Source organism: Roseomonas aerilata DSM 19363, from assembly GCF_000711725.1.
In the GTDB taxonomy this organism is placed as follows: Bacteria; Pseudomonadota; Alphaproteobacteria; order Acetobacterales; family Acetobacteraceae; genus Roseomonas; species Roseomonas aerilata.
This window is the reverse complement of sequence record NZ_JONP01000002.1, coordinates 110,505-137,415: the sequence shown is the minus strand read 5'-3', so window position 1 is coordinate 137,415 and position 26,911 is coordinate 110,505. Positions and strand designations below refer to the sequence as shown.

Here is a 26,911-nt window from a genome sequence, read left to right as displayed (position 1 = left end):
CCGTCAGGCCATGGCGGCGGCCTGACGGGTGCTGCCGATCAGCGAGCTGCGCAGGAGGAACTCGCGGGCCTTCACGGGATCGGCGGCGGTCTCGGCCAGCGCGTCCAGGCTGGCGCGGCGCCGGGCCGGGTCCTTCTCCTCCAGCCGCTTCTTGTTCGCGATTGTCTGTTGCTGGACGAACTCGATGTTCAGCGTGCGGCGACGGCGCTCGTAGCCGTCGAGCAGCGCGGCATCGGCGCCGCCGAAGACATGGGCGGAGAGCGTGTCCGCGAGGTCCATGGCGTCGTGGATGCCGAAGTTCAGCCCCAGCCCGCCGATGGGGTTGTTCACGTGGCCCGCATCGCCCGCGAGGAAGACGCGGCCCTGCCGGAAGCTCTTCGCCACGCGCTGGTGCACCTTGTAGAGGTTGCGGTGCACGAGGTCGTAGCGGCCGGGTTTCGGGTGCAGCCCCTGCAGGCGCCGCTCCGCGCCCTCATCGGAGAGCGCCTCCTCGTCGGGCTCGTCCTGCCGCGTGGGGAAGACCGCGCGCCAGAGCGGGCCCTGGCCGTCGCCGGCCACCTTGAAGAGGTTGGCCCACTCGTCGGGATCGGCGAAGTAGTTCCTGAGGCAGCAGCCGAGCATCGCCTCGAAGTCGTCGGTGACGGTCAGCACGATGAAGCGCTCGGGCCAGGTGTAGCCCTCGAACTCGATGTCGAGCGCCTTGCGCACGGTGGAGCGGCCGCCATCGGCGCCCACCAGCCAGTCGGCGCGCAGCCTCTCGCCGTCCGGCAGGGTGACGGTGACGCCATCCGCGTTCTGCTCCAGCGCGGTCAGGCCGGTGTTCATGCGGATCGTGGCGTTGGGCAGCGTCGCCAGCCGGTCGAGGCCCATGCGGGCGAGCTTGTGCTGCTCGGTCTGCACCACGAAGGGGAAGGGGGTGTCGTCCGCGAGGATCTGGTGGTCGAACTCGGCCACCTTCTGCCCGGCAGGGCGGTCCCAGAACTGGAAATAGCGGGCGATGAGGCCCTCGCGCACGAAGCGGTCGATGAGCCCCACGCGCTCGATCATGGCGAGCGTGGAGGGGTGGGTGGTGGAGGCGCGGGGATTGCGGTCGATATCCGCCGCCGCCTCGATGAGGGTGACCGCAAAGCCGGCATCCGCCAGTGCGAGGGCGGTGACGACGCCGACCGGCCCCGCCCCCGCGACGATCACGCTCGGGGCGGCGTTGAAACGGCTCATCAATGCGCGCTCCCCGAGAAATCCATGGGCAGCCGGCATTCGGCCACCCGCACGTTGCGGATGGAGGCCGGCGTATTCCGGCTGCGGCCGACGAAGCGCGGCACGCCGTCGGTGAAGACCGCCGCGACAGCCGGCACGTCGCCATGGGCGATGGCGGTCAGGGCCTCGTCATGCGCGCCGCCGGCGCAGGCGTCGATCAGCACGAGGTCGGCGTCGCGGCCGGGTGCGAGGAAGCCGCTGTTCAGCCCGTAGACGCGGGCGTTGTTGCCGGTGGCGGCGGCGATCGCCCGCTCGGGCGCCATGCCGCCGAGGCTCGCGAGATGGGTGATGGTGTAGAAGATGCCGAGTGGCATGATGCCGCTCCCCGTGGGCGTGTCGGTCGCGATCAGCAGGCGCTCGGGCTGCCTGGCTTCGTCCAGCAGGCGCGCGGTCTTGAGCGCGGTGCGGAGATTGCCGGCCGTGCAGATCTGCATGGCGACGCTGCTCTCCTTCACCAGCCGCTCGAAGCCCTCCTCCGGCATGGCGACGGGGCCGCCATTGACGTGGAAGGAGACGGTGGCGTCGGCGGCCAGCACGTGCTCCGCCCAGATACCCGAGGAGCCGGGGATGGAGGAGCCGCCCGTGTGCATGGTGGTGACCATGCCGAGGCGACGCGCGGCCCGCATCAGGGGCGCGTAGTCATAGGGAGTGGCGAAGGCGCCGAAGCCGGCCTTGGCCAGCCAGATGCCGGCCGCCTTCAGTTCCGCGAGGTCCGCTTCCGTCAGGCCAGGTTCGAGGATCACCGAACCGGCGTGCACGCGCATGCCGCCCGGCCGGTAGTCCCGGAAGCAGGCCTGGGCGGCGAGCGCCAGGGCCTTCACCCCCGCGGGGTCCTTCGGCCGCCCGGGGACATGCACCTCGGAGGCGGTGATGGCCGTGGTCGTCCCGCCGTGCAGGTAGCTCTCGAGATAGCCCACCACCTTTTGGCGCGGCGTGTAGTCGCCGAAGGTGATGTGGACGTGGCTGTCGATCAACCCGGGGATGGCGACCGTGCCCGCCGCGTCCACCACCACGTCGGCGCCCGAGACCTGCTCGGCCGTCAGCGTGCCGAGGGCGGCGATCCGGCCCGCTTCCAGGAGGATCGAATCCCCCGCGGCGAAGGGGGAGGCGAGGTCCCCCGTCACGATCTGCCCGAGATTAACGACCGCGACCCGCATGCTAGCGCAGCCCGTCGCGCGCGCTGATCTCCCCGGCCTTCAGCCCGCCGACGCGCGCGTTCAGCCGCCCGCGATTGGCGAGCACGACGATGAGCGCGACCTCGTCGGGCGCCGGGGCGTCCGGCGGCAGGGCGACCGTGACGCCGTCGTAGTGGGAGCGGACGTAGAGCGCGTCCTTGTGGGCCAGCGGCACGTCGATGATGCCACCCGGCGCCGCCACCTTCGTGAAGGAGGGGATCCAGGAGAGCGCGCCGCCCACGGCGACCCGCAGCGGCTCGGCGAAGGTGGTGGTCAGCATGGCGTTGGCGTGCTCCTGCTCGCCGCCGAGGCCGACGACGCCGCCCTTGCCGTAGCTCTCGACGGGCAGGCCGCCCATGGCCTCGAGCGCGAGCTTCGCGAGCAGGGCGCCGACCGCCTCGCTGTCCGCGATCACGCCGGAGAGGTCGGGCTCGTAGCGGCCGGCATGGGGGTTGGCGACGATGGCCAGCGCCGCCACCTTGCGGAGCGGAACCTCGCTGCGCTGCCCGGCCTCCACGGCCTTCTCCTCGACGAGGGTGGACCAGCGGCGGACATCGAGCGGCATCGGGGCGACCTTCGGAAGCGTGTTGTGGGATCATCCCTCCCCATCATAGGATTGTCAAACAATCCAAAGCTTCAGGAGGCGCCTGTGCAGGGCACGACCATCCTCTTTTCCGAGATGACGCCGCCGCCGGGCCGCGAGGAGGAATTCCACGCCTGGTACGACGAGGAGCACGTCCCGCTCCGCGTTGGCGTGCCCGGCTTTGTCTCCGCCCGGCGCTACCGCGACACGGGGGAGGGGGCGAAGGGCTTCCTGGCCGTCTACGAGATGGACGCGCCGGACGTGCTGAGGTCCGCAGCCTATGAGGAGGTGAAGGGCAAGCCGAGCGCGTTGACCAGGGACATGCTGGCCAGTGTCTCGGGCTTCACCCGCTATATCGGGCAGGAGATGGCCGTCCGCCGCCGCGCCGAGGGGGATGCGCCAGCCGCGCTGGACGCCCCGCTGCTCTACGCCGTGTGGTTCCAGGTGCCGGAGGATCGCCTCGCCGACTTCGACGCCTGGTACGAGCAGGACCACGTGCCGCTGCTGATGGAAAGCCCGGACTGGCTGATGGTGCGCCGCTTCCGCATCAATGACGGCGAGCCGCTGCCCTTTAACCGCCTCGCCCTGCACTACCTGGCGGACCGCGCCGCTCTTTCCTCCCCGGCGCGGGAGAAGGCGCGGGCGACGCCCTGGCGCGCGCGCCTGGCCGCGGAGCCCTGGTTCAAGGGCAGCTACAGCGTGTTCGAGGCGATCCGCCCGCGGCAGAAGCCCGCCCGCTGATGGACCTGCGCGTCACCCCGCAGGGCGTCCAGAGCCAGGCGGTGGACAAGCTGCGGGAGGCGATCGTCTCTGGCCATTTCCAACCGGGGCAGCGGCTGGTGGAGGCGGAGCTGTGCCGGCTGCTCGGCATCAGCCGCGGCTCGGTGCGCGAGGCGCTGCGACGGCTGGAGGGGGAGCGGCTGGTCGTCATCACCCCGAACCGCGGCCCCTCCGTCACGGAGCTGAGCTGGGAGGAGGCGGCGCAGATCTACGACGTGCGCCGCCTGCTGGAGGGGGAGGCGGCGGCGCTGGCGGCCCGGCGCGCGACGGCGGCGCAGCGCGAGGCCATGGAGGCGGCGCTGGGGGCCTTCGAGGCGGCGGTGGCGACGGAGGACGCCCTTGGTCGGATTGCCGCCACGGCGCGTTTCTATGACCTGATGCTCGCGGCCTGCGGCAATGCCGTGATCGACGAGATCCTGCGAGGCCTGCACGCGCGCATTAACCTGCTGCGCTCGCGCTCCATGTCGCGCCAGGGGCGGGCGCCGGAGAGCGCGCGAGAGATGCGGGCGATCCTCTCCGCCATCCAGGAGCGAGCGCCGGCAGCGGCGCGCAAGGCCGCCCTTCTGCATGTGGAGGCCGCCTGCGCGGCGGCGAAGGTGGCCATGGCGGAGCGGCGCGTGGCCTGACCCGCCGGGCCCCGCGCCGGCGGTGCCGCCGCTGTGACGCGGGGCGGGGTCGCCCCCTCCTTCGCGCCCTCTGCCCGAGCAGCTAGGGTCGGCATTCCCCGAGCGCCGCCAGGAGCCCGATGCATGAGCGATTCCGCCGAGTACACGCCGCCGAAGGTCTGGACCTGGAACAAGGCCAGCGGCGGCCGCTTCGCCAACATCAACCGCCCGATCGCCGGGCCGACGCATGAGAAGGAGCTGCCGGTTGGCCGCCACCCCCTCCAGCTCTATTCCCAGGGCACGCCGAACGGGGTGAAGGTGACGGTCATGCTGGAGGAGCTCCTCGCCGCCGGTCATGGCGGCGCGGAATACGACGCCTGGCTCATCCGCATCGGCGAGGGCGAGCAGTTCGGCAGCGGCTTCGTCGCCGTGAACCCGAACTCGAAGATCCCGGCGCTCATGGACCGGAGCGGCGCGACGCCGGTGCGCGTGTTCGAGTCCGGCGCCATCCTCGTCTACCTCGCCGAGAAGTTCGGCGCCTTCCTGCCCACTGGGGGAGCGGCGCGGGCGGAGTGCCTCTCCTGGCTCTTCTGGCAGATGGGGAGTGCGCCCTATCTCGGCGGCGGCTTCGGGCATTTCTACGCCTATGCGCCCGTGAAGATGGAGTATCCGATCGACCGCTTTGCAATGGAGGTGAAGCGGCAGCTCGACGTGCTCGACCGGCGCCTGGCGGAGAGCGAGTACATCGCCGGCCCCGACTACACGATCGCGGACATGGCGATCTGGCCCTGGTATGGCGGCCTGGTGAAGGGCTGGAACTACGGGGCGGCCGAGTTCCTCGATGTGGAGTCCTACAGAAACGTGCAGCGCTGGGCGGAGATGATCTGGGAGCGCCCGGCCGTGAAGCGGGGCCGCATGGTGAACCGCACGCAGGGCGAGCCCTCCGGCCAGCTTTGGGAGCGCCACGATGCGGGCGACTTCGAGACGAAGACACAGGATAAGGTGAGCCCCGCCGGTTAGGTCTCGCCGCGGCGCGGCCGGCGCAGGCTTGCCGCGCCATCTCCCGAAACGATAAGGGATTTCGATCCCCCCTGCGGCTTTTTGCGCTGGCCGGGTCCCCCCGGGCAGGACAGATTTTGCACCCCTTCGCCGCCCCGCGGCCGGAGCGGAACCAGGGTGGCGTGGACGGATCGATGAGAACACAGGTCGGCATCATCGGCGCAGGGCCTGCGGGGCTGTTCCTCGCGCATCTGCTGAAGGCGCAGGGGATCGACTCCGTCATTCTGGAGGCGCGCAGCCGCACCTACGCCGAGGGCCGGGTGCGCGCGGGCGTGCTCGAGCCGGGAACGGTCGAAACGATGGCGCGGCTCGGCCTCGACGCCCGCTTGCGGCGCGAAGGGCTGATCGACGAGGGCCTGGACATGCGCTTCCGGGGTCGCACCATCCATCTCGACCTGCCGGAGCTCACCGGCCGCTCCGTGGTGATCTACGGCCAGCAGGAGGTGGTGAAGGACCTCATGGCCGCGCGGGTGGAGGCCGGCGACCCGCTGATCTTCGAGGCGCAGGTGACGCGGATCGAGGGGATTGAGACCGAAAGCCCGCGCATCCACTACACCGAGGGCGGCGAGAGCCGTGTGCTGGACTGTGAATTTGTCGCGGGCTGCGACGGCTATCACGGTGCCGGCCGCGCCGCGATGCCGCAGGACCGCATCACGCTATTCGAGCAGGTCTATGACTTCGCCTGGCTCGGGGTGCTCGCCCGGGCGCGGCCGATGGCGGACATGACCTACAGCAACAGCGACCGCGGCTTCGCCCTGTGCAGCCGCCGCTCGATGCAGGTGTCGCGCCTCTACCTCCAGGTGCCGGTCGACGCGAATCCCGAGGAGTGGTCCGACAGCCGCTTCTGGGAGGAACTGCACGCCCGGATGTTTGACGAGGACCGGAGCGAGATCGCGGAGGGCGAGATCTTCCAGCGAGACCTCGCGAAGCTGCGCGCCTTCGTCGCCGCGCCGATGCAGCACGGCCGCCTCTTCCTGGCGGGCGATGCCGTGCACATCGTGCCGCCCGCCGGCGCCAAGGGGCTCAACATGGCGGTGGCGGATGTCCGGGTGCTCAGCCACGCGCTGACGGCCCATTACCGCGACGGGTCGCGCACGGCGTTGGAGGCCTATTCGGCCACTTGCCTCGAGCGCGTGTGGAAGACGGTGCGCTTCTCCAGCGCGCTGACAGGGTTGCTGCACCGCTTCGACGAGCACTCACCGCTTCAACGCAATCTGCAGCTCGCCGAGCTGGAATATGTCGCGGGATCGCGCAACGCCCAGGCCGCCATCGCCGAGCAGTACGTGATGCTGAACTATCTGAAGGACCTGCCCTAGAGGCGGCCGATCGCGCGGATGCTGCTCATCAGCAGCCGCGCGGCGAGGGAAGGGCTGCCGCCGGCGCGTTGCAGGATGCCGATGCCGCGGCGCGTCTCCGGCAGGTCGAGCGGGAGGATGGCGAGCCGCCCCGCGTCGATCTCCGGCTGGAACAGGTGCGGCGAGACGGCGGTGAGCAGGTCGCTGTCAAGGAGCAGGCCGCGCGTGATCGCGAGGTCCGTCGTCTCGACCGCAACCTGCGGGGTGGGAAGGGCCCGGCCCTGCAGGGCGATTTCCAGCAGCTCGCGCGTCGGCGTGCCGCGCTGCGGCAGCACCCAGCGCGCGTTGGCCAGGGCGGCGAAGTCCGGATCGGGGCGCTGCGCCAGGTGATGGCCGGCGCGCGTGACGATCGCGAGCTCGTCCTGCGCGATCGTCTCCCGCGTGAGGCCGATCGTGTGCTCGGGCGAGCGCAGGGCGCCGAGGATGAAGTCGATGTCGCCCGCGCGGAGGCGCATGGCGAGGTGCTCGAAGCTTCCCTCCACCGTGCTGACCGTCAGGTTCGGATGGCTCTCCTGCATGTGGATAATGGCCTGCGGCAGGAGGCGCGTGCGGCCGAGGGAGAGCGTGCCGACGGTGACGCGCCCGGCCATGGCGCCCTGGAGAAGGCCGACCTCCACCTCCGCCGCGCGGATCTCGGCGAGGGCACGGCGCACATGCAGGGCGAGCAGCGCACCGAGAGGCGTTGGCTGCAGCCCCGCGGGGGAGCGGATGAAGACCTCGATGCCCAGCCCCAGTTCCACCTCCCGCAGGGCCTGGCTGACGGCGGGCTGGGAGATCAGCAGGCTGTCCGCGACCGCCCCCATGTGCCGCTGCTCCACCAGCTCGGCGAAGGCGAGCAGCCGTTGCCGGCCGAGGGAGAGGGATAGGATCGGCGCGTGATCGTTCCAGCCCGAGGGCGGGCCGGCGGCGGCAATCCCCTGCCGCGCACTCTCCATCTCCGCGAAGGCGCGCTCCACCCGATGCAGCAGCGTGCGGCCGAGACCGGTAAGCAGCATCCCCTGCGGCCGGCGCTCGAACAGAAGCGCGCCGAGCTCCCTCTCCAGCTCCTGGATAGAGCGGGTGACGGCGGATTGCACCCGGCGCACCATCCGGCTGGAGCGGACGACGCTGCCTGTCTGCGCCACGGCGAGGAAGGCGCGGAGATGCTTGGGATTGATGGCGTGCGGCGCCGCCGTGATCTCGGCCTCTCCCGCGGATAAGGGTTTTCGATGGGGTGGCGTTCAGTTTCGGCTGGGCGCCGGCACCTGGCAAATGTTTTCTAGGCCGCACACCGCCCAGCCCTGAGCGAGACGAGACGATGACCGAACCCGCCCCGTTCGAGATGCCCGCCTATGTCATCGAACGCGTGATGAACAAGCGCGGCCGGCTCCGCGTCTTCGAGCAGTTCGAGCCGGCGAAGACCGCCCTCGTGGTCATCGATATGCAGGCCTTCTACGTGACGGACGTGCCGCCGGCGGTCGCCATCGTCCCGAACATCAACCGCCTGGCCCGTACCTTCCGCGCCAGGGGCGCGAGCGTCGCCTGGGTGAAGATGACGGCCGGCCGCGACGGGCAGAGCCTCTGGCCGCTCTATCACGAGCGCTTCTTCAACCCGGCCAACGCCGCGCGGCACCGCGACAACCTCACCCCCGGCGCCCCTGGCCACGAGCTGCACCCGGACCTCGAGCCCATGCCCGAGGATATCCAGGCGGAGAAATCCCGTTTCAGCGCCTTCATTCCCGGCAAGTCCGACCTGCCGGAGAAGCTGGCTGAGCGCGGGATCACCAACGTGGCGATCGTGGGCATGCTGACCAACTTCTGCTGCGAGACCTCGGCGCGCGACGCGATGATGCTGGACTATCACGTGGCCATGGTTTCCGATGCCAACGCGGCACGCTACGACGAGGACCACAATATCGGCTTCACGACCGTGTTCCAGAGCTTCGGCGACGTGGTGACGGTGGACGAGATGATCGGGATGCTCCGCTAGGCAGCGGCCCGTCGGCCCTCTGGCCGATAAGTGTTTTCGATGCCAATCTCACTCTTTGTGGCTACCGGTCAGGCCGGTATGCCCGAAGAATAGCAGTCCCGGCTGGGGTGTCGGGGGCGGTGCCGCCCCTGGCGACGCACCGCCTGGGGCGCAGGGTAGGGATGGCGTGGCATGGCCAGGATCATTGGCGGGATCGGGACGTCGCACGTACCGACGATCGGGGTGGCCTATGACAAGGGCAAGCAGGAGGCTCCGGCCTGGGCGCCCCTGTTCCAGGGCTACGAGCCGGCACGGCGCTGGCTTGAGGAGAAGAAGCCCGACGTTCTCGTCTTCTTCTACAACGACCATCTGAACGCCTTCTTCTACGACCTCTATCCCACCTTCGCGGTGGGGGTCGCGCCGAGCTACGACGTGGCGGACGAAGGGGCCGGCCGGCGGCCGCTGCCCTTGCTGCCTGGACATCCCGGCCTGTCCAAGCACATTGCCGAGTGCCTGGTGAATGACGAATTTGATCCGGCAGTGTTCCAGGACCGCCCGCTCGACCACGGCGTCTTCTCTCCCCTGCCTCTGCTCTGGCCGCATGAGGGGAGCTGGCCGGGGGCAGTGGTGCCGATCGAGGTCAACGTGGTGCAGTACCCGCTGCCGACGGCCATGCGCTGCTTCAAGCTCGGACAGGCGTTGCGGCGGGCGGTGGAGTCCTATCCCGAGGACCTGAAGGTGGTCGTCGTCGGCACGGGTGGCCTGTCGCACCAGGTGCACGGCGAGCGCACGGGCTACAACGACACCGATTGGGACATGCGCTTCATCGACCTCATCGAGCACGACCCGATGACGCTCGCGCGCATGCGGCACGTGGACTATATCCGCCTGGGCGGCGCGGAGAGCGTCGAGGTCATCATGTGGCTGGCGATGCGCGGCGCGCTCAGCGACAACATAGAGAAGGTGCACCAGAACTACTATTTGGCCACCACCACGGCGATGACGGTGCTTGTTTTCGAGGAGAAAGGCGATGCCGCGGCCGTGCCCGGCAGCGGGGTCAATCCGCAGCTCGAAGGTATCGAGAGCATCGAGGGCACCTACGCCTTCGATATCTCGACGGCACGCGAGCGGCTACGCCTGAACCGCTTCTTCTGGAACATGAAGGAGACCGCCTTTCGCGAGGCCTTCCTGGCGGACGAGGCGGGCGCCTGCGAGCGCGCAGGCCTGACGCCCGAGGAAACCCGCCTCGTGCTCGAGCGCGACTGGCTTGGCCTCATCCGCTACGGCGCCAACTTTTTCGTGCTCGAGAAGTTCGCCCGCACCGCGCAGCGCTCGAACCTCGAGGTCTACGCCGAGATGCGCGGCGAGACCTTCGAGGAGTTCCTCGCCACGCGGCAAGTGCCCGACGCCCGCTGAGTGCGGGCTAAGCGTCCAGGATATCTTCGACAAGGAGCAAGTGGCATGGCCCGCAGCAAGCAGCCCTCCGTCCAGGCCAGGCGGCGTTCGGTTCTCCTCGCCGCCTCGGCCGCGGCGGCCTTTCCGCTCGCGCGCCCGGCCATCGCGCAGGAGCGCAAGCTGGTCGTGGGCGTCGTCCTGCCGCTCTCCGGCACCTTCGCCGACCAGGGCCGCAACAACGAGGAGGGCATCAAGACCTTCCAGAAGATCCACGGCACGAAGGTCGGCAACGTCACGGTCGAGACGGTGATGCGCGACGACCAGGGGCCGGGCTCGGGCGACCTCTCCCGCCGCCTGACCCAGGAGCTGATCCAGCGCAGCCGGGCGGAGATCATCCTCGGCTACAGCTTCACGCCCAACGCGCTCTCGGCTGCGTCACTCCTGACGGAGGCGAAGAAGCCGGGCATCATCATCAATGCCGCGACCTCCATCATCACGGAGCGCTCCCCCTATTTCGCGCGCGTGTCGATGACGCTGCCGCAGCTCGCCTCCTCGCTCGGCCAGTGGGCGGCGCGCAACGGGATCAAGACGGTCTTCACCATCGTTTCCGACTACGGGCCGGGGCTGGATGCGGAAACCTGGTTCACCAAGGCCTTCGAGGCCGGCGGCGGCAAGGTAGTGGGCGGCGCCCGCACGCCGGTGGCGGCGATGGACTACTCGCCCTTCCTCCAGCGCGCCATCGAGGCGAAGCCGGAGGCGGTGTTCGGCTTCAACCCGGGCGGCGACGTCTCCGTCGCCTTCATGAAGCAGACGAAGGAGCGCGGGTTGTCGCAGGCCGGCATCAAGCTGCTGGTGACGGGCGACGTGGTGGACGACAACCTCATCCCCGCCATGGGCGACGCGCTGGACGGCGTGATCTCCGCGCTGCATTATCAAGTGGAACTGGACAACCCCGCCAATAGGCGCTTCCTCACGGGCTTCCGCGAGGTTGCCGGCGCAAATGCGACGCCGAGCTACCGCACCGTGCAGGCCTATGACGGGATGGCGCTGATCTACCACGCCCTGCAGGCGACGGGCGGCAAGACCGATGCCGATTCCATCATGAACGCGATCAAGGGCGCCCGGATCGACAGCCCGCGCGGGCCCTTCACCATCGATCCCGCCACGCGCGACATCGTGCAGAGCATCTATATCCGCCGCGGGCAGCAGAGGGATGGCCGCTGGGCCAATATCGCCTTCGAGACCATCGAGGGCGTAAAGGACCCCGCGAAGTAGAGGGCATGTCCGGCCTCATCAGCATTCTCGCGGACGGCATCGCCTACGGAATGCTGCTGTTCCTCTTCTCCATCGGCCTGTCGGTCACGCTCGGGCTGATGCGCTTCATCAACCTTGCCCATGGCGCCTTCGCCATGTGCGGGGGCTATGTGGCGGTGGTGCTGCTGAACGGCTTCGGCGTGCCCTTCCTGCTCACCCTGCCGGCGGCGGCTGTTGTCACCGGGCTGATCGGCGTGGTGCTGGAGCGCTCCGTCATCCGCCACGTCTATCCCATGCCGGAGTTGCAGCAGGTGCTGTTTTCCATCGGCCTCGCCTTCGCGGCGGGGGCGGTGGCGAACATCCTGTTCGGACCGCAGCAGCAGCCAATGCTGCTGCCGGACTGGCTGACCGCGCGCGTCGGCTTCCTCGGCGTCGGGATCACCGGCTACAGGCTGTTCCTCGTCCTGTTCGGGCTGGTCGCGGCGGGGCTGCTGATGGCGCTGTTCAACTTCACCCTCTTCGGCGCGCGCGTGCGGGCGGCGGTTGACGACCGGCGCGCGGCGGAGGGGATCGGGATCAACGTGGACCGGCTCTTCGCCCTTACCTTCGGGCTGGGGGCCGCCTTCGCGGGGCTGGGCGGCGCGTTGGCCGTGGGCTTCCTCGGGCTCGATCCGACCTTTCCCTTCAAGTACCTCGTGCTGGTGCTGATGGTGGTCGCGATCGGCGGGCCGGGCTCGATCGGCGGGTCCTTCGCCGCGGCCATCGCGATCGGCGCGATCGACGCACTGTTCAAGTACCTCGTGCCGGAGGTCGGCAACTACGTCATCTACGCGCTGCTCGTGCTGATGATGATCTTCTTCCCGCGCGGCCTGGCGGGGAGGGCGGCGTGAGGCTGATCCGCATCGGCGCCGGGCTGCCGCTCCTGCTGGCAGCCGTCGCCAGCTTCTTCCTCTTCCCCGAGTACCTCAGCCTGCTGAACACGCTGTTCATCCTCGCCATCTTCGCCCTCGCCTATGATCTGCTGCAAGGGCATGCGGGCGTGGTGTCGCTGGGGCACGCGGTGTTCTTCGGGATGGGCGCCTATACCGCTGCCGTCCTCGCGGCCCATGGGGTGACGGAGCCGGTCGTCGGACTGCTGGCGGCGCTTCTCCTCAGCGGGTTGCTCGCGCTGCTGCTCACGCGCATCGTCGTGGTCGGGAACGACCTGACGCGGCTGCTGGTGACGCTCGGGATCGGCTTCCTGATGCTGGAGGCCGCGAACCAGGCGCGCTGGCTGACGGGCGGAGCGGACGGCATGTCGGACTTCACCATGGGGCCGGTGCTGGGCCTGTTCCGCTTCGACTTCGCGGGGGAGACGGCCTTCTGGTACAGCCTGGCCGCGCTGGTGCTCGTCTATGCCTTCCTCTGGCGGCTGACGACCTCGCCCTTCGGCCTCGCGCTGCGCGGCATCCGGGAGAACGTGCGGCGCATGCCGGCCATCGGCGCGCCGGTGCGCCGCCACCTCGCCACGGCCTATACCATCTCCGGTGGGATCGCCGGGCTCGCCGGCGCGCTGCTGGCGCAGACGAGCAACTTCGCCTCGCTCGACATGCTCGGCTTCGAGCGCTCGGCGGAGGTGATGATGATGGCGACCCTTGGGGGCACGGGCAGCATCCCCGGCGTGGTGCTGGGCGCCGTGGGCTTCAGCTATCTCAAAGACGCGCTCTCGGCGATGAGCCCGAAATATTGGCATCTCGGGATTGGCCTCGTGCTCATGCTCTCGGTCTTCGTCCTGCGCGGGGGCATCGCGGGCGGCGTCTCGGCCCTGCTGCGCCGGCTGCGGGGTTGGGAATGACGCCCGCTATCGAGACGGAGGGCCTCACCCTCCGCTACGGCCACTTCACGGCGGTGGGCGATGTCTCGCTGCGCGTCGAGGCGGGGGCACGGCACGCGCTGATCGGGCCGAACGGGGCGGGCAAGACCTCGCTCGTCCACGCGCTGACCGGCAACGTGCCGGCCACGGCGGGGCGGATCCGCGTCGCCGGGCAGGATGTCACGGTGCTTTCGCAGGCAGAGCGCGTGCGGCGGGGCCTCGCGCGCACCTTCCAGATCAACCAGCTCTTCCGCGGGCTGACGGTGATTGAGAACGTCTCCCTCGCCATCCTTGAGCGGGAGCGGAAGACGCGCCAGTTCTGGCGCTCCTTCGCCGCCGACCGCGCCGTGGCGGAGGAGGCGCGCGAGCACCTCTCCTTCGCGCATCTGGAGGAAATGGCCGACCGCCCCGTGCGCTCGCTGCCCTACGGCTCCCAGCGCCTTGTTGAGATCGCCATCGCGCTCGCCACTCGGCCGCGGGTGCTGGTGCTGGACGAGCCGGCGGCGGGCGTTCCCGCGGCGCAGAGCGAGTCCATCTTCGAGCGGATCAACGCCCTGCCACGGGACCTGACGCTGCTCTTCGTGGAGCACGACATGGGCCTTGTCTTCCGCTTCGCCGAGCGGATCACCGTGCTCGTCGGCGGCCGGATCATGACGGAGGGCACGCCGGCCGAGATCCAGGCGGACGAGCGCGTGCGCGAGGTCTATCTCGGCCGCAGGGGGCATCATGGCGCTGCTTGAGGTCGAGGGCCTGACCGCCGGCTACGGCGAGGCCGTGGTCCTCGAGAGGATGAGCCTCTCGGTCGAGGACGGGGAGGGGCTGGCGGTTCTCGGCCGCAACGGCGTCGGCAAGACGACGCTGATGCTCGCCATCATGGGCCATGCGCGGCGCTTCGCGGGGGCGCTGCGCTGGCAGGGGAGGGATATCGCGGCCGTGCCCGCCTACGCGCGGGTGCGCCTGGGTATCGGCTGGGTGCCGCAGGAGCGCGACATCTTCCCCTCCCTCACCGTGGAGGAGAACCTGCTCGTCGCGCGCCGTCCGGGTCCCTTCGGGCTGCGCGATGCCTACGATATGTTCCCCCGCCTGCAGGAGCGCCGCCGCAACATGGGCGACAAGCTTTCGGGCGGTGAGCAGCAGATGCTCGCCATGTGCCGCACGCTGATGACCAACCCTCGCCTCCTGCTGCTGGACGAACCCTTCGAGGGGCTTGCGCCGGTGATCGTGGAGGAGCTGGAGGCGACGCTGCGCCGCCTGCGCGCGGAGAAGGGCTTCGCGACGGTGATCGTGGAGCAGCACGCCGAGGACGCGCTGGGCCTGAGCGACCGGGCCGTCGTGCTCGACCGCGGGCGGGTCGTGCTGGAGGGACGCTCGGCGGATCTGCTGGCGGATTTCGATCAGGTCCGGCGCTGGATCGCGGTGTAGAGGAGGCGGCCATGCCGACGGATTCGCTGATGGCGGGCACGATGGCGGAGATGACGGGCACCGCCATCCGGGCCGCCGCCGGGCGCGGCGCGGTCGCGTTGCTGCCCGTTGGCGTCATCGAGTGCCACGGACCGCACCTGCCCGTCGGCACCGACGCCTTCGTCGCGCTGGAACTGTGCCGCGCCACGCGCCGCTACATGGCCGGGCTGGGACGGGAGGCGGTGATCGCGCCGCCCTATTACTGGGGCATCAACGGCATCCTCGGCGAGTTCCCGGGCAGCTTTCGCATCCGCCCGGAGACAGCGACCGCCCTGCTGCGGGACGTGATCACCTCGCTCTCGGCGAACGGCTTCGGCGAGATCCTGCTCGTCAGCCACCACGGCGACCGGCTGCACAACGAGATGATCCGCGACGTGCTGACCGCCCTTCACGCGGAGGGTCTCAGCGGCGCCCGCTGGCTCTACGCGCCCTTCCGCTGGCGCATGTACGAGCGGATCGGGCAGACGGGGCGCGAGCCCATCTGGGTTCCCTGGGAGCCCGTTCCGGCGATGGAGGGCTTCCGCCTCACGGGCATCCTCGGCGTCCACGCGGACGAGTACGAGACGGCCGCGATCATGCGCTACCGGCCGGAGACGGTGGACCACGACGCCTTGCGGGGCTTGCAACCGACGAGGCTCACGCTCGCGGATTTGCAGGAATGGCGCAAGGGCGGGGAGGCCGCGCGGCGCCTGACGCCGGACGGCTATTTCGGCGCCCCGAACCCGATCGACCCGGAGTTGTGGAGGCACTACGACGAGACGGCGCGGGTGATGGCCGCGGCCGTGGCGGGGCCGGCCCCGGCGCCCTGAGGCGCCTCTCCGTTCCGCGGCTCGCCCGCCGGGCAGGGGCCCCAATCTCGTGGTGCGGGCCGGCTTTAGGCCCCGGCTTGGCAGCCAGCCGAGCGTCACGGCGTTGAAATGGACATGAAGGTGCCCCAGAGCCCGTTGCGGCGTCGCTCCCCCTCCGAGAGGGGGGGACGCCCGTGACGGAACCGCCGATGTCCCATCCCGAGACCATGATGAAGCGGCAGCGGGTGCTCGGTGATTTCGGCGAGGCCGCCCTGCGCTCGCAGGATCTCAACGAGGTTCTCGACGAGGCCTGCCGCCTCGTGGGGGAGGCGCTCGGGACCGGGCGGGCCAAGATCCTGGAAATCCTGGAGACCGAACGGCAGCTTCTCGTCCGCGCGGGCGTGGGTTGGGAGACCGGCATCGTCGGCCGGCTGCGCCTGCCGATGGAGGAGCACTCCTCGGAGACCTTCGCGATCGACGAGGGGCGGCCGGTCATCTCGCAGGATGTGGCCAGGGAGGACCGCTTCGACGTCCCCGCCTTCATGAAGGAGGCGGGGGTGGTCTCCTTCGTGAACGTGCCGATCTTCCTGCCGGGCGGGCGCCCTTTCGGCCTTCTGCAGGTGGATGCCACCGAGCCCCGCGACTTCGGCGAGGACGATATCCGTTTCCTGCGCACCTACACCGCCATCCTGGGCCCGGTGATCGACCGCCTGCTCATCGCCCGCACCCTGCGCTCCACGGAGGAGCGGTTCCGCCTCACCGTCGAGCAGGCGCTCGACTACGGCATCTTCCTCACCGATCCGGAGGACCGGATCACCGACTGGCTGCCCGGTGCCCGGGCCGTCTATGGCTGGGCGGCGGAGGAGGTGATCGGGCAGCCCTCCGCCATCATCTTCACGCCGGAGGACCGGCAGGAGAACCGGGACGCGTGGGAGACGGAAACGGCCAGTCGGGAGGGGGTTGCGCCGAATGTCCGCTGGCACCTCCGCAAGGGCGGGGAGCGGGTCTTCATCGAGGGGTCCACGCGGGCGCTGCGCGATCCCGACGGCACCCTCCTCGGCTTCCTCAAGATCGGCCAGGACATGACCGAGCGGCTGATGGCCGAGCGGCGCCTGGAGGAGGAGAAGGAGCGCTTCCGCGTCCTCGTCGAGGGCATGCCGCAGCTCGTGTGGCGCTCTGACGGCGAGGGGCAATGGACCTGGGGCAGCCCGCAATGGCTGGCCTATACCGGCCAGCGCCAGGAGGAGACCCATGGCCGGGGCTGGCTGCGCGCCGTGCATCCCGACGACCGTGCCGCCGCGGTGGACGCCTGGCACGAGGCGCGCGCGTGCGGGGCGCTGGATGTGGAGTTCCGGCTGCGCCGCGCCGCTGACGGCAGCTACCGCTGGCACCGGACCCGTGCCGTGCCGCTGCGTGACGAGGCGTCCGTCCCCCGGCCGGAGAGCCGTATTCTCGAGTGGCTGGGCACCTCGACCGATATCGACGACCTCAAACGCCTGCAGGGCCAGCAGTCCATCCTTGTCGCGGAGCTACAGCACCGCACCCGCAACCTTCTGGGCGTGGTGCGCTCCATCGCCAGGCGCAGCTTCGACCCATCTCCCGGGCGGGAGGAGTACGAGGCGCGCCTGAGCGCGCTCGGGCGGGTGCAGGGCTTCCTCTCGCGCTCCCCGACCTGGGAGGTCGCGCTGGCGGACCTGCTGGATGCCGAGCTGATGGCGGCCGGGGACGGGACCTCGGAGCGGATCGTCGTGAGCGGGCCGCCGCTGCAGCTGCCGGGCGACAAGGTGCAGCCCCTCGCGCTCGCGCTGCACGAGCTGGCCACCAACGCGGTGAAGCACGGCGCGATCGGCCAGCCCGACGGCCGCCTCAAGGTCATCTGGCGCCTGGAGGATGGGCGGGGTCCGCCCCTCCTCCTGCTGGACTGGGAGGAGAGCGGGGTGGCGATGCCAGCCCCCTCGGTCGAGCGGCGGGGCTACGGGCGGGAGTTGATCGAGCGCGCGCTGCCCTACCAGTTGCAGGCCAGGACACGGCTTGAGTTCATGCCGGACGGGGTGCGTTGCCGGATCGCCCTGCCCCTGCGCGACCCGGAAGATGAAGAACCCGCGACATGGCCACGGGGAGGTGAGCATGCTCCATAACCGTCGGATCCTCGTTGTCGAGGACGAGTACCACATCGCCGAAGAGGTCGCCGAGGCGCTGGCGGAGGAGGGGGCCGAGGTGCTCGGCCCCGTGGCCACGGTCCCGGCCGCGCTGGCCATGGCCGAGGGCGAGGAGCGGATCGACGCCGCGCTGCTGGACGTGAACCTGGGCGGGGGCATGATCTGGCCGGTCGTGGACCTGCTGGTGGGCCGGAATGTCCCGGTGGTGCTCACGACCGGCTACGACGCCGGCTCCCTTCCCGAGCGCTACGCCCACCTGCCCCGCTGCGAGAAGCCGGTGGCGCTGCGCGAGATCACGCGCGCTCTCCAGCGCGCCCTTCCGTCCTAAGGCCCTCGCCATGGTCGGTCCCTCGGCGGGCGCGCGAGCGGCGCCAACCGGGAGCGCATTGCGATCACGCTTCCATGAAGTCCCGCCGCCGCCCCCTTGCCGCTCTCACAGGTTAAGTCCGGCGCGCATCGCCGCCGATAAGTCCCGTCACGGCGCCGGATCTGGGCCTGACGCGGGGCGGTGCCCGGCGAAGCCTCCCGGCCGCGGCGAGCTCCTCCCTGGCGGGGAGGGGTGGAGGTCGTGCCGGGCTTGGCGTGACCGGTGAGGATGCAGCGCCCGCACGCAGCGGGTATCGGCGGCCCTGGGGGCGGAGAGAGGCCCGGGCCGTGTGGCGCCGGGTTCCCTCCGCGCGGCCGGAATTCCCGTGGCGCCGCCCCCGGCGTGCCGCGGCCATGTCGAACGAGGTCGCCCGCGATGACGCGGTTCAGCTATCACATCTCCCACGAGCAGTTCCCGCCCGGCGAGTTGCTGCAATTGGTGCAGGAGGCCGAGGCGGCGGGGTTCGACGGGGCCTTTTCCTCCGACCACCTCCAGCCCTGGGCACCGGCGCAGGGCCATTCCGGCTTCGCCTGGGCTTGGCTGGGGGCCGCGATGCAGGCGACGAAAGGGCTGCAGTTCGGCGTCATCAGCGTGCCCGGCGGCTGGCGCTACAGTCCCGCCGTCCTCGCCCAGGCCGTCGCCACGCTGGGGGCGATGTTCCCGGGCCGCCTGCCCTGGGTGGCGCTGGGCAGCGGGCAGGCGATGAACGAGGCGGTGAGCGGCCAGCCCTGGCCCGAAAAGGCGGAGCGCAACGCCCGGCTGAAGGAAGGGGCGGAGATCATGCGCGCCCTGCTGGCCGGCGAGACCGTGACGCATCGCGGCCGGGTGAGCGTGGTGGAGGCCCGCCTGTGGTCGCGCCCTGAGCAGGCCACGCGCCTCGTCGGGGCGGCCACCAGCGAGAAGACGGCGGAGTGGCTCGGCGGTTGGGCGGACGGGCTGCTGACGGTCGGCACGGAGCCCGCGACGCTGCGGCGGACGATCGAGGCCTTCCGCCGCGGCGGCGGCGAGGGCAAGCCGGTCTACCTGAAGGTGGATCTCTGCCTTGCTGCCACCGAGGAGGAAGCGCTGCGCCAGGCCCATGAGCAATGGCGCTTCAACCTGCTCGGCAGCGACGTGAACTGGGAGTTGCGCTCGCCCGCCCAGTTCGAGACCGCCGCCCGCTTCGTGCGGCCGGAGGATATGCGCCAGGCCGTGCGCATCTCGGCTGATCCTGCCGCCTTCGTGGACTGGCTGGGGGAGTGCGCCGCGCTGGGGTTCGAGAGCATCGACCTGCACAATGTCGGCACCGGCCAGCGCGCCTTCATCGAGGCCTTCGGTGAGAAGGTGCTGCCGGCGCTGCGGGGTTGAGGCCCCGGCGCCCGGGCCGGGAGCATCATAGGTTGTGGAGCCGACGCCTCTGCCGCGCATGCTCGGCCGGGTCGTGAGACGGTGGAGCCCAGGCGGGCGCAGGAATGCCGGTTCATCCCGGCCAGGAGCGGGTGTGATGAGCAGCAATTCCCCACCGCCCGGCGCCGCAACGCGCCTCGGCTCCGAGGGGCCCCGGTGAGGAACGTTCCTTCCCGATGAGTGGCACCATCGGCGCCGAAGCGGCGCGGGGGCGGCTGCTGGCGCGCCCTGAGGAGGCAAGGAATCCGGGCGTGCCGGGGCGCCGGGCGCTGGGCCTCGCCGCGGGGCGCGACGGCATCCTGCAGGTGCCGGAGGGTGCTTCCGGCCCGCTGCCGCTGGTTGTCATGCTGCACGGGGCAGGAGGCAGCGCGGCGGGAACCCTCGGGCTGATCGAGGCCGCCGCGCCGGGTGCGATCTTGCTGCTGCCCGAGAGCCGCGGCCCGACCTGGGACGTCATCATGGGCGGCTACGGCCCGGACGTCGCCTTCCTGGACCATGCGCTGGAGGAGGTTTTCCGGCAGCACGGCATCGATCCGCGGCGCATCGCGCTGGCCGGCTTCTCGGACGGCGCCTCCTACGCGCTCTCGCTCGCCATCGGGAATGGCGACCTCTTCACCCACGCCATTGCCTTCTCCCCCGGCTTCGCGGCACCGCCGGAGCCGGTGGGGTGGCCGTTGATCTTCGTCTCGCACGGAATATCGGACGAGGTGCTGCCCATCGACCGCTGCAGCCGCCGGCTCGTGCCCCGCCTGCGGCGCGCAGGTTATGAGGTTCGTTATCGCGAGTTCGCCGGCGGCCACCACGTGCCGCCCGCGATGGCTGAAGAGGCCTTCGCGATGCTTGCGGGGTAAGGGGCGCGGCGCCGCGCCGTCGCAATGCGGCTCTCACCAATGGCCAGTAAGTCGACCACCTGCCGCCGGGCGTAATCTTTTCTCTTTCTGAAACGTTTGTGGCGCGGCAACCTCGGCGGGGAGATCGAAACTGCCGCCTATCGTGCTCGCCGGGAGGCCGGCGGAAGGTTGCAACGTTGGCGCGAGAGAGGGGCGAGATGAACTATCCGCGGTCGGCCTGGGCCGGCGGGACATGGGACATAGTGCCCGCCGCTTCACCCGGGCGCCGCGGCCTCGCCCGCGGCTGGCCGGTGGATGTCCTCTGGCGCCTTGCCTACAGGGCTCTCTTCCCCATGGCCCGGGCCTGGTGGCACCTGTCGCGGCCCCATCACGAGGGCGCCCTGGTGGCGATCTGGGTCGGGTCGGCGCTGCTGCTGGTGCGCTCGTCCTACCGTGCCGAGTGGAACTTCCCGGGTGGCGGCCTCCGGCGCGGCGAGCCGCCCGAGGAGGCTGCGCGGCGCGAGCTGGCGGAGGAGGTAGGCCTGGTCTGCGGAGCCCTCGCGCCCGCGGGCGAGCTGTCCGGCCTCTGGGACGGCCGGCACGACCGGGTGCACTTCTTCGAGCTGCGGCTGGAGCAACCGCCCGAGCTGGAGTTCGACGGTCGGGAGATCGTGGGAGCCAGGCTCGTCTCTGCCGATGACCTGCGGCGCATTCCCCTCACCGGGCCGGTCGCCGCCTACCTCGCCGCCCGGACGGAGAGGCGGAAGGTGGGGACGGCGTAGGGCTGCTCCTCGAGCCTGACCCTTGGCGGCGCGTCGTTCATGCGGCGCCTCGACGGGGCGCCGGGCGGCCCCCGCCTCTGCCTGGACGGCCGCGGCCCGTAGGGAGGATGCTTCTCGCCGCAGCAGGCCCTGGTGGATGCGGTGCGCTTCGCGCGACCATCATCGCCGCCTTGACGGATGGGGTGCGGGCAGCCCGCTATACGGAGAACCGATGAACGATAGCCCGCCCCCCGCCAAGCCGAATGCGGCGCAACTGGCCTCGCCCTCCTACCGGCTTGCCGTGCTCGATCCGGACTTCCTCCTCAACCCCTCCATGCGCGGGGTCCGCTTCCTTCTCGAATTCGCCAAGGCCGACGAGGCGCTGCGGGCCTGGCAGGTGCGCTCGACCATCGTCGTGTTCGGCAGCGCGCGGGTACGGGAGGACGGGCCTGGCCGGCATCCCTTCTGGTACAGCGAGGCCAGAGCCTTCGGGCGCATCGCCTCCGAGCGCGGCGGGGCCTTCCTGGGACGGTCCGGCATCCGGGACAACGTGATCGCGACGGGCGGCGGGCCGGGCATCATGGAGGCCGCCAACCGCGGGGCGGGGGATGCGGGCGCGCCCTCGATCGGCTTCAACATCATGCTGCCGCACGAGCAGGAGCCGAACGCCTACTCGACACCGGAGCTGACCTTCCGCTTCCACTACTTCGCGCTGCGCAAGATGCACCTCGCGATGCGCGCCAATGCCCTGGTGGTGTTTCCCGGCGGCTTCGGCACCTTGGACGAGCTGTTCGAGCTGCTGACGCTGCGGCAGACCGACAAGGTGCAGAAGGTGCCCATCGTGCTCGTGGACGAGGGTTACTGGCGATCGGTCGTCAACCTCGATGCCCTGCTGGAGGCCGGGATGATCGCGCCGGCCGATCTCGGGCTGTTCCACTTCGCCGCCGACGCCGAGTCCGCCTGGACCTGCCTCGTGAAACAGGGGCTGGGGGAGGTGGCTGCCCCGGGCGGCAAGGAGGTTTGACGCGCGTGCTGGCCCCTGGCCGCGGAGATCAGGCCCTGCCGCGCGCTCTCTGTGTCGGCCGCACGAGCTGCTCGATGAAGTTGCGGAGCTCCGTCCTCCGCCGGTCCGCATCGGTGACCTGCGGATCGAGGCCGAGTTGCCAGGCGAGGTCGCGGCGTTCCGGCTCCCGGTGCAGCGCCTCGATCAGGGAGGCGTAGGCCTCGACGGCCGCCTCGTCTCGCGCCAGCCCCTGCTCGATCAGGTCTGCGGCCTGGCGGCGCAGCGCCGCCGCCGCCTCGTCCAGCGGCAACTCGGGGTGGTACTGCACGCCCCAGAAGATCCCCCCCTCATGCCGGATCTCGGCGGCCTGCACCGCGCTCACGCCGTTTCCCGCCAGCAGCGTCGCGCCCTCGGGCAGGCGCTCCACCTCGTCGGAATGGATGGCGAGAGCGTCCCAGGCGGCAGGCCTGCCTGCCAGCAGCGGGTGATCGCGCCCCTCCGTGGTTGCGGTGATGCGGCGGGCAAAGGCGGCCTCGTGGCCGCGCCGGTTCCTTCGCACCGTGCCGCCGGCCGCGGCCGTGGCCACCTGCAGCCCGGCGCAGGAGCCGAAGGAGGGCGTCCCGGAGCGGAACACGTCGCGCATGAAGGCGAGCTGCCGGCGCACCTCCGGCGTGTCGTCGTAGACGTGGAGCGGCGAGCCCGTGAGGAAGACGGCGTCGTAGCCGCTCAGCGCCGCGGCATCCGGCGCGGCCGCACCCTCTTCCGCCGGCCTTGCCAGCTCGCAATCCGCATCCGGCACGATCGCGCGGAGCGTACCGAGATAGGTCTCGCCGCTGCTGCGCCCGACGCTCGCCCGGCGCCGCTCGCGATCCTCCGCGGTCTCGCTCTCGGCAACAAGGAAGCGAAGCGTCGTCATCGCGCGCGAGGGACCTTTGGTGCGGGTGTGGCCGATCGCTGTGCGACGATCAGAGGAGCGGGCCTCTCATTTCGGGTTGCGGCGGCCGCTCACAAGAGCAGCCGCCATTCCTTGCGCGCAGGCCCGGTCCGCTTCGATGCCTGATTGGCCCTCCTGCCGGCGCGTGCCGCGCGTCGTCGCGCTTCCATCCCCGCCGGATGCCGGGTTGCGGCGGTCAGGACTCCTTCGCGGCCGGCAGGAGATGAGCCGAAACGGGGCTCCAGGAGAGGCTGATCTCCGTTCCTTCGGCGATGCCCTGCGCCGCAAGACCCGGAAGCCGGGCTCTTACGTCCGTCTCACCGGCACGGCCGATCAGAAGGGCGCTGTCGCCGAAATGCACGACCGCTCCGACCCGCATGCGAAAGGCATTGATGGCTTCCCCATTTGGCAGGCCGAAGGCTTCGGGGCGGAGGAGGAGCGTCGCCCGGTCTCCGGCCTGGCGGCCGGGCTGCGCTGGTACGCGAACGGGCCCTATCCCTGCAACCTCGCCAAGGCCGGCGGCCGGATCGGTCAGGCGGATGGGCAGCAAGTTGCTGTCCCCCACGAAGCGCGCCACGAACTCGTTGGCCGGCCGGTTATAGACCTCGAGCGGCGCACCGGCCTGCTGGATGCGGCCGCCCTCGAACACCACGATGCGATCCGACATGGCCATCGCCTCGGACTGGTCATGCGTGACGAAGATGGTCGTGACGCCGAGGCCTCGCTGGATGCGCTTGATCTCGATCTGCAGCCCCTCGCGCAGGTTCTTGTCCAGCGCGCCGAGCGGCTCGTCGAGTAGCAGGAGCGCGGGGTCGAAGACGAGGGCGCGGGCGAGGGCCACGCGCTGCTGCTGGCCGCCCGACATCTCGCGGGGATGGCGCTCCGCGAAGCGCGCGAGCCCCACGAGGTCGAGCATGGCGCGCGCCTTCTCGGCCGCCATTGCCTTCGGCATCTTCCGCATCTGCAGGGGGAACATGACATTGCCCAACGCCGTGCGGTGAGGGAACAGGGCGTAGTTCTGGAAGACGATGCCGATGTCCCGCCGATGCGGCGGCACGCGGGTGATGGAGGCGCCGTTCACCCGGATCTCGCCCTCGCTCGCCGCCTCGAACCCCGCGATGAGCATGAGCGTGGTGGTCTTGCCGGAGCCGCTGGGGCCCAGGAAGGTGATGAACTCGCCCTTGGCAACCGAGAGGTTCACGCTGTGCAGGGCATGCGTGCGGCCGTCATAGCTCTTGGCGAGGTTCTCGAGCTCCAGGTAGGGCTTGGTCACGGGCGGGCTTCCGATCGGCGGCGCGACACCGCGCGCCAGAGGACGGGCGCGATGACCAGCACGGCAACCGCGGCGAAGAGCAGGGTGGAGACAACGGCGATCACCGGGTCGGCGGTGGTGCGGATGCTGTCGAACATCTTGCGCGGCAGGGTCTCGGTGTCGCGGCCGGAGATGAAGAGGGCGACCACCGTCTCGTCGAAGCTCTGCACGAAGGCGAAGAGGGCGGCGGCCGCGAAGCCTGGCCAGAGCACGGGCATGGTGACATGCAGGAAGGTGCGCGCCGGCGTCGCGCCGAGCGAGAGCGCCGCCCGCTCCAGTCCGCGGTCGAAACCCTTGAGATTGGCCGAGAGGACGAGGAAGGCGAGCGGAACCGAGAGGGCGGTGTGCGCGAGGACGATGCCCGGGAAGGTCTGGAGCAGGCGGATATCGGCCAGGAAAGCGTAGTAGCCGATGGCCATGACGATGTGCGGCACCGCCAGCGGCAGCATGAGCGCCAGGTTCACCAGCCCCTTCCCCACGAAGCGGTGGCGAACCACGGCGAAGGTGGCGGGGGTGACCAGCAGGACCGTCAGCACCGAGACAGCGGCCGCGATGCCCAGGCTGTTGAGGGTGGGCGTCGTCCAGCGCGCATCGCTGAAATAGGCAGCGTAGTAGCCCGTCCACCAGCCCGGCGGCGGAAATTCGAGCGAGACGGCGGTGCTGAAGGACATCGGCACGACGATGAGCAGCGGCATGGCCACGAAGGCGAGCACGACCGCGCCGAAGAGGATCAGGGCCAGGCGCATCGCGTCAGCCCCAGAGCCGGTCGAGGCCGAAGCGGCGGTGATAGAGGCCGAGCACCACCAGTGTGCTGGCGAGCAGGACCACCGCCATGGCCGAGGCCTCGCCGAAAGCAAGGAATTCCTCCACCTGCTGGCCGATGACGCCTGCCACCATCTGTTCCCGCGGGGAACCGAGCAGGATGGGCGTGACGTAGAAGCCGAGGCAGAGGACGAAGACGAGCGTGAGGCCGTTGACGATGCCGGGCGCCGCCAGGGGCAGCACGACGTGCCGGATGACGAAGGACGGCGGTGCGCCCAGGCTGGCCGCCGAGCGCGGCAGCGAGGGCTCGATCCGCTTCAGCACGCCGTAGAGGCTGAGGACCATGTAGGGCAGCAGGATGTGCGTCATCGCCACCGTTGAGCTGAAGCGGGTGAAGAGCAGCTCCGGCGCCGTGAACCCGAACCACGAGAAGAGATGCGCGACAGGCCCGCGCGAGCCGAGCAGCACCATCCAGGCATAGGTGCGGACGAGGAAGCTCGTCCAGAAGCTCATCGTCACCACCACCATCATCGCGGCGGCCAGCCCCGGCGGCGCGGCCGCCATGGCATAGGCCAGGGGAAACCCCAGGAGGAGGCAGCAGAGCGAGACGATGAGGGCCGTGAGGAAGGTGTCGCCCAGGACGCGCAGATGAAAGCCATCCGTCGCGATATCCACGTAATGGCCGAGGCCCCATTCGGGGTCGCTCACGCTCATGACGGCCACCTGGGCGAGCGGCACGAGAAAGAAGGCGGTCAGGAATACAAGCAGCGGCGCGACGAGCAGCCAGGAGCGAAGGCTGCTCTGTGCGGGGGCGAGCGACTTGCTCAAGTGCCGATCCAGCGTTCGAAGCGCTGCGTCGCGGCGTTCACGTCCCCGCCGAAGTTGAGGATGTCCTGCTCGAAGACCTTGCCGCGATAGGCCGGCGCGGTCGGCATGCGCGCTGCATCGGCCTCGCTGAGGAAGTTGAAGGCGGCCGGGTTCAGCGGGCCGTTCGCGGAGTCGCGGCAGAAGCCGGCCACGCGCTCCGGCTTCACCGAGGCTTCCAGGTAGCGAAACGCGTTGTCGCGGTTTGGCGTGCCGCGCGCCACCACCCAGTAGGCCCGCTCGATCTCCGCCTGATTCCAGACGATCTCCACAGGCTGGTTCTGGTCGATTAGCTCCAGCGTGCGGGCGTGCCAGAGGGCGATGCAGTCGATCTCGCCGTCCCGCAACAGCTGCTGGGACTGCTGCCCCTGCGTCCACCAGGTCCGGACCGCCGGCTTGATCCTGTCGAGGCTGGCGAAGGCACGGTTGATGTCGAGCGGGTAGAGCTTGTCCATCGGCACACCGTCGGCCACCAGGGCGATCGGCAGGATGCGGGCGGCGTAGCGCTGCATGCAGCGGCTGCCGGGGAATTTCTGCAGGTTCCAGAAGTCGGCCCAGTTCTGCGGGCCGCCATTCGGGTATTTCGCCTTCTGGTAGGCGATCACCGTCGCGAAAGCGTGGCTGCTCGCTCCGTTCTGGAAGGCCGCGCCCGGGAAGGGCGGGTTCTTCACCAGGTCGGTGTTGTCCAGCTTCTCCAGCAGGTTCGCCTGGTTGGCACGGATGATCTCGCCGGCACCGAGGGTGGTCACGTCGAACTCGTAGGCGCCGCTGCGGACCTGCTGCGCCAGCTTGGCGAAGGAGACGGGCGAGACCGGCCGAATCTCGACCCCCGTGTCGCGCGTGAAGGGCTCGAACAGGTTCTTGATGGCGGCCCGTTCCCAGATGCCGCCCCAGGTGTTGACGTGCAGCACCTCGGCCGCGCGGACGCGCTTGAAGTAGGGCGTGGCCAGCCCCGCCACGGCACCGCCGCCCAGGGTCAGGGCCGCGCGGCGGGAGAACCCATTCGGTGCCATGCCAACCT

Annotated in this window: 27 protein-coding genes; 18 read left to right on the top strand and 9 right to left on the bottom strand. The window is 70.3% G+C overall.

All coding sequences use genetic code 11. The features are described from left to right. Nucleotides 1–3: 3 nt before the first annotated feature. The 3 genes from BO39_RS03505 to BO39_RS03495 are packed head-to-tail and all read right to left on the bottom strand — an operon-like array spanning nucleotide 4 to nucleotide 2,997. Nucleotides 4–1,218, bottom strand: coding sequence for an FAD-dependent oxidoreductase (locus BO39_RS03505; protein ID WP_043830100.1), 1,215 nt, complete (start codon nucleotides 1,216–1,218; stop codon nucleotides 4–6). Then, on the bottom strand, nucleotides 1,218–2,414 hold the full coding sequence (locus BO39_RS03500) for an amidohydrolase family protein (RefSeq protein WP_043830098.1): 1,197 nt from the start codon (nucleotides 2,412–2,414) through the stop codon (nucleotides 1,218–1,220). Before BO39_RS03500 ends, BO39_RS03505 begins: the two co-directional genes overlap by 1 nt. 1 nt (nucleotide 2,415) lies before the next feature. Then, nucleotides 2,416–2,997 carry an amino acid synthesis family protein gene (locus BO39_RS03495; protein WP_043830096.1) on the bottom strand — a complete coding sequence of 194 codons (582 nt, stop codon included), beginning with the start codon at nucleotides 2,995–2,997 and terminating at the stop codon, nucleotides 2,416–2,418. 84 nt (nucleotides 2,998–3,081) lie between these two features. On the opposite strand from BO39_RS03495, the gene BO39_RS03490 reads away from it, so the two are divergent. The 4 genes from BO39_RS03490 (at nucleotide 3,082) to BO39_RS03475 (ending at nucleotide 6,775) form a co-directional block, all read left to right on the top strand. Further along, nucleotides 3,082–3,756 (top strand): DUF4286 family protein, encoded by a 675-nt coding sequence (locus BO39_RS03490; protein ID WP_043830094.1) that lies wholly within the window; start codon nucleotides 3,082–3,084, stop codon nucleotides 3,754–3,756. Further along, nucleotides 3,756–4,421: a GntR family transcriptional regulator gene (locus BO39_RS03485; RefSeq protein ID WP_043830092.1), complete on the top strand. Its 666-nt coding sequence runs from the start codon at nucleotides 3,756–3,758 to the stop codon at nucleotides 4,419–4,421. The genes BO39_RS03490 and BO39_RS03485 overlap by 1 nt, the downstream gene beginning before the upstream one ends. 123 nt (nucleotides 4,422–4,544) lie before the next feature. Continuing rightward, the gene (yghU, locus tag BO39_RS03480) at nucleotides 4,545–5,420 is read left to right on the top strand and encodes a glutathione-dependent disulfide-bond oxidoreductase (protein ID WP_043830090.1); all 876 of its coding nucleotides are present in this window, start codon (nucleotides 4,545–4,547) and stop codon (nucleotides 5,418–5,420) included. Between the two features lie 173 nt (nucleotides 5,421–5,593). Then, nucleotides 5,594–6,775, top strand: a complete 1,182-nt coding sequence (locus BO39_RS03475) for a 4-hydroxybenzoate 3-monooxygenase (protein WP_043830371.1) — start codon at nucleotides 5,594–5,596, stop codon at nucleotides 6,773–6,775. Here BO39_RS03475 and BO39_RS03470 read toward each other — a convergent pair. Next, entirely contained in the window at nucleotides 6,772–7,992 is a 1,221-nt protein-coding gene (locus BO39_RS03470) for a LysR family transcriptional regulator (protein WP_052401411.1), read from the bottom strand. The two genes, BO39_RS03475 and BO39_RS03470, sit on opposite strands and share 4 nt — an antisense overlap. Nucleotides 7,993–8,111: 119 nt before the next feature. Here BO39_RS03470 and BO39_RS03465 point away from each other — a divergent pair, with 119 nt between their 5' ends. The 14 genes from BO39_RS03465 (at nucleotide 8,112) to BO39_RS03400 (ending at nucleotide 22,039) form a co-directional block, all read left to right on the top strand. Continuing rightward, nucleotides 8,112–8,783 carry a cysteine hydrolase family protein gene (locus BO39_RS03465; protein WP_052401410.1) on the top strand — a complete coding sequence of 224 codons (672 nt, stop codon included), beginning with the start codon at nucleotides 8,112–8,114 and terminating at the stop codon, nucleotides 8,781–8,783. Nucleotides 8,784–8,954: 171 nt separating this feature from the next. After that, nucleotides 8,955–10,178, top strand: a complete 1,224-nt coding sequence (locus tag BO39_RS03460) for a gallate dioxygenase (RefSeq protein WP_043830088.1) — start codon at nucleotides 8,955–8,957, stop codon at nucleotides 10,176–10,178. A 45-nt stretch (nucleotides 10,179–10,223) separates the two neighbouring features. Beyond that, entirely contained in the window at nucleotides 10,224–11,432 is a 1,209-nt protein-coding gene (locus tag BO39_RS03455) for an ABC transporter substrate-binding protein (protein ID WP_043830086.1), read from the top strand. 5 nt (nucleotides 11,433–11,437) lie between these two features. Beyond that, the gene (locus BO39_RS03450; protein ID WP_043830084.1) at nucleotides 11,438–12,301 is read left to right on the top strand and encodes a branched-chain amino acid ABC transporter permease; all 864 of its coding nucleotides are present in this window, start codon (nucleotides 11,438–11,440) and stop codon (nucleotides 12,299–12,301) included. After that, nucleotides 12,298–13,245 (top strand): branched-chain amino acid ABC transporter permease, encoded by a 948-nt coding sequence (locus tag BO39_RS03445; RefSeq protein WP_043830082.1) that lies wholly within the window; start codon nucleotides 12,298–12,300, stop codon nucleotides 13,243–13,245. Before BO39_RS03450 ends, BO39_RS03445 begins: the two co-directional genes overlap by 4 nt. Next, on the top strand, nucleotides 13,242–14,003 hold the full coding sequence (locus BO39_RS03440; RefSeq protein ID WP_043830080.1) for an ABC transporter ATP-binding protein: 762 nt from the start codon (nucleotides 13,242–13,244) through the stop codon (nucleotides 14,001–14,003). Before BO39_RS03445 ends, BO39_RS03440 begins: the two co-directional genes overlap by 4 nt. Beyond that, complete coding sequence (locus BO39_RS03435; RefSeq protein WP_043830078.1) at nucleotides 13,990–14,685, top strand: ABC transporter ATP-binding protein; 696 nt, start codon at nucleotides 13,990–13,992, stop codon at nucleotides 14,683–14,685. The genes BO39_RS03440 and BO39_RS03435 overlap by 14 nt, the downstream gene beginning before the upstream one ends. 11 nt (nucleotides 14,686–14,696) lie before the next feature. Then, nucleotides 14,697–15,533, top strand: coding sequence for a creatininase family protein (locus BO39_RS03430; protein ID WP_043830076.1), 837 nt, complete (start codon nucleotides 14,697–14,699; stop codon nucleotides 15,531–15,533). A 188-nt stretch (nucleotides 15,534–15,721) separates the two neighbouring features. Next, complete coding sequence (locus tag BO39_RS03425; protein ID WP_043830073.1) at nucleotides 15,722–17,650, top strand: PAS domain S-box protein; 1,929 nt, start codon at nucleotides 15,722–15,724, stop codon at nucleotides 17,648–17,650. Next, complete coding sequence (locus BO39_RS03420; RefSeq protein ID WP_043830071.1) at nucleotides 17,640–17,999, top strand: response regulator; 360 nt, start codon at nucleotides 17,640–17,642, stop codon at nucleotides 17,997–17,999. Before BO39_RS03425 ends, BO39_RS03420 begins: the two co-directional genes overlap by 11 nt. A 414-nt stretch (nucleotides 18,000–18,413) precedes the next feature. Then, nucleotides 18,414–19,385 (top strand): TIGR03885 family FMN-dependent LLM class oxidoreductase, encoded by a 972-nt coding sequence (locus tag BO39_RS03415; RefSeq protein WP_043830069.1) that lies wholly within the window; start codon nucleotides 18,414–18,416, stop codon nucleotides 19,383–19,385. Nucleotides 19,386–19,600: 215 nt separating this feature from the next. Beyond that, a complete protein-coding gene (locus BO39_RS03410) occupies nucleotides 19,601–20,275 on the top strand; it encodes an alpha/beta hydrolase (RefSeq protein WP_043830067.1) in 675 nt (224 codons plus the stop codon). 197 nt (nucleotides 20,276–20,472) lie between these two features. Continuing rightward, a complete protein-coding gene (locus BO39_RS03405) occupies nucleotides 20,473–21,036 on the top strand; it encodes an NUDIX hydrolase (RefSeq protein WP_084697818.1) in 564 nt (187 codons plus the stop codon). A gap of 211 nt (nucleotides 21,037–21,247) precedes the next feature. Beyond that, on the top strand, nucleotides 21,248–22,039 hold the full coding sequence (locus BO39_RS03400; RefSeq protein WP_043830063.1) for an LOG family protein: 792 nt from the start codon (nucleotides 21,248–21,250) through the stop codon (nucleotides 22,037–22,039). A gap of 28 nt (nucleotides 22,040–22,067) precedes the next feature. Here BO39_RS03400 and BO39_RS03395 read toward each other — a convergent pair whose 3' ends face one another. From BO39_RS03395 to BO39_RS03375, 5 genes are all read right to left on the bottom strand, one after another. After that, nucleotides 22,068–22,934 carry a type 1 glutamine amidotransferase gene (locus BO39_RS03395; protein WP_043830061.1) on the bottom strand — a complete coding sequence of 289 codons (867 nt, stop codon included), beginning with the start codon at nucleotides 22,932–22,934 and terminating at the stop codon, nucleotides 22,068–22,070. 214 nt (nucleotides 22,935–23,148) lie between these two features. After that, nucleotides 23,149–24,225 (bottom strand): ABC transporter ATP-binding protein, encoded by a 1,077-nt coding sequence (locus BO39_RS03390; RefSeq protein ID WP_043830060.1) that lies wholly within the window; start codon nucleotides 24,223–24,225, stop codon nucleotides 23,149–23,151. Further along, a complete protein-coding gene (locus BO39_RS03385; RefSeq protein WP_043830058.1) occupies nucleotides 24,222–25,010 on the bottom strand; it encodes an ABC transporter permease in 789 nt (262 codons plus the stop codon). The genes BO39_RS03390 and BO39_RS03385 overlap by 4 nt, the downstream gene beginning before the upstream one ends. 4 nt (nucleotides 25,011–25,014) lie before the next feature. Next, complete coding sequence (locus BO39_RS03380; RefSeq protein ID WP_043830056.1) at nucleotides 25,015–25,854, bottom strand: ABC transporter permease; 840 nt, start codon at nucleotides 25,852–25,854, stop codon at nucleotides 25,015–25,017. Further along, complete coding sequence (locus BO39_RS03375) at nucleotides 25,851–26,903, bottom strand: ABC transporter substrate-binding protein (RefSeq protein WP_052401409.1); 1,053 nt, start codon at nucleotides 26,901–26,903, stop codon at nucleotides 25,851–25,853. The genes BO39_RS03380 and BO39_RS03375 overlap by 4 nt, the downstream gene beginning before the upstream one ends. Nucleotides 26,904–26,911 lie beyond the last annotated feature (8 nt).